General features: G+C 37.7%; 2 protein-coding genes. Both read right to left on the reverse strand.

Translation table 11 applies throughout. The features are described from left to right. Nucleotides 1-440: 440 nt before the first annotated feature. Nucleotides 441-1043, reverse strand: coding sequence for a creatininase family protein (locus tag ACH6EH_RS20090; protein ID WP_397333582.1), 603 nt, complete (start codon nt 1041-1043; stop codon nt 441-443). A gap of 411 nt (nt 1044-1454) precedes the next feature. Beyond that, the gene (locus tag ACH6EH_RS20095) at nt 1455-1619 is read right to left on the reverse strand and encodes a hypothetical protein (protein ID WP_397333583.1); all 165 of its coding nucleotides are present in this window, start codon (nt 1617-1619) and stop codon (nt 1455-1457) included. Nucleotides 1620-2330 lie beyond the last annotated feature (711 nt).

The following is a 2330-nucleotide window of genomic DNA, read 5'->3' on the forward strand; positions in this document are numbered from 1 at the left end:
CCATTTGTCTCTTAAATTCTGCTGTAAATGTACGTCTTTCTCTTGGCATAGTAGATCCGCTCCTCATTGTGATGATTTCATTCTACTAGCCCCTAATTTTCCTGTCCAACTAAGTGTAGCCGATTCAGTCAGGAAAGACTAATAGTTGGGATGTATTGGCGGAAATAGTAAAGAGGGGTGCCGAACCTCTCTTTTTTGTTGTTGAGTCTGTTATAGCATAATGTTGATTTTGAACAAAAAAAGGATCGCCATTTAGTTTTAGGCGGTCACGCTTTCCAGTGTTGTTGCTATTGTGCCATCTTTCTGCGATATGCTTCTTCAAGAATTTGTTTTAATCCTTCGGTCCTTTTAATAATAAACGTTTCCCAAAATATCTTCCCTATTTCTCTTAATTCATCATCAGTATAGCTTCCTTCTTCAAATTTTCCCCAACATCCATCTTAGGTAAGTTTATCCCACCCCATATAATCTGCATAAAAACGATTCTCTAATGGAATGTTTGAACCCATAGACCTCGTTTTGACATGTTCGGGGCAGAGCCACATAGCTGTGCAAACTGATAATAACCCACCATGCATCTCATTTAAACCTTCGAGTCCTGCCTTTTTTGTTGCTTCTTCCCAAGCATTATGATTATTGTGATTAGGAGCAATCAAGATAATCTGAGGGTATTTGTAATTTATATGCTTAATAAAAGCCCCTTCCCAGTAGGCTCCCCCATGCCCATTGCAAACCACAAACTTTTTGAATCCTTGTCTTACCAAATTTATTATTATATCTTCTAACATTGCGGTTAAAACATTTGGACTGACAGTTACCGTTCCCTTACAGTTGGCATGTTCTTCAGAAGTGTTAAATGGAATAGTAGGCAGTATGTAAGCATTTAATTCTCTTCCATACGCTTCAGCATACAAATCTGCAATAAGGGTATCCAAATGCATCGGAAGGAAAGGTCCGAATTGCTCCGTCGCTCCTACCGATAAAATTACAGTGTCAATCCCACTGTTTGCAACTTCGGTGGTTGTGTTTTTATAACTAAGCATATATAACCTCCTGCTTTTATGGGTTTATTTAGATGTATATCTGTTCATTGTGTACACCTCTTTCATAACTAGGTTTCCAAATTTGAGTTATTCGAGAGTCCCCCATATAAAACCTTTTATTGACCCTTATTTGTTGCATTTACCTGCCCATACGTAATAAGAATTATCATAGTTCAAGTTTGGGATTAAGGATACCATCATAAGTGTCAATAATCTAAAGCTTTCTAGCCTTCCATAAGAGCGGTTATTTACACCTGTAGAATATTGAAAAAAATCTCAGGCGCGTCAAACAGCCATAAACTCTATCATAGCTTGCATTTGTCGATGGCTAGGCAATGGGAGGGGGGATACAATATCTTGCTCAGAAGCTAAGTATGAACGTCTGAGCAAGGTATACTATGAACCCTTACATCATCCTGCATGTTGATGATATGATTCATCAATAATTAAAGGAGCGGTAAGACCGTCAAACATGAATCCATCAATGTCTCCTTCTATATAATTGAGGAAAAGCTTAAGCATATCAGTTGTTCTGTCCTTGACCGCCGCTGTTATCTCCTGTTTATCTTTCCGCACAAGCGATTTCCATTCACGTATCCCATTGGTGATGCTTTTTAGTAAGCATCTCAAGCCTGTCAATTCCTTTGTATTGGAGACAAAATGATAACTATTTCCTGATTTAAAGAAGTAACGTATTCATCATATTCTCTTTTTGGCATATCTCCATCAAAATGCTTGTCATGAGCTTGTTTCTTCCGATTTCTCAACTTTTCCATTTGAGTATCTATTACTCGTTTGTATTGGAAACGAACCGAAAGCCATGGCAAATAAGTTATGAACTCAGAAAGAAAACGTATGGAGCTCTTGTCTAACTGAATCGATGCCTATCAGATTTATTGTTACCAACTTTTCTCAGGGTAATATCCGTGTAGATCTGACTTCCAATTCAAAGGTTCATGCTTGCTTCTGATAGCTAGTGATTCGACTTAATACATACCCGGAATTGAATTTCCACGCTAATGTGGGAATTTTATTGAATGGGCTTCATCTGTGTTACAATAAGTTATCAAGTTTGACAATGGAGGGATAACTATGCTCCACAAAAAAATGGATCAACAAGCCGCGAATGCGATAAAATCAATCCTTCAAAATCTTAATATCTCAACTTTCGCAGCTTAAATTTGGCAGATAAGCCTTGATATAACTGGGCAAATCGGCAATCCATTGCTGTAGTTGTGTTTGAATGAGTTTTGTCATTTTCTTATTTGCTTTCTTAGCCACATCCTC

The sequence above is a fragment of the Paenibacillus sp. JSM ZJ436 genome (assembly GCF_044383795.1).
In the GTDB taxonomy this organism is placed as follows: Bacteria; Bacillota; Bacilli; order Paenibacillales; family Paenibacillaceae; genus Paenibacillus_AQ; species Paenibacillus_AQ algicola.

What these genes read in the sequence shown, in the direction of transcription:
- ACH6EH_RS20090 (WP_397333582.1), bottom strand. Translation starts at nt 1,043, where the DNA reads ATGCTTAGTTATAAAAACACAACCACCGAAGTTGCAAACAGTGGGATT.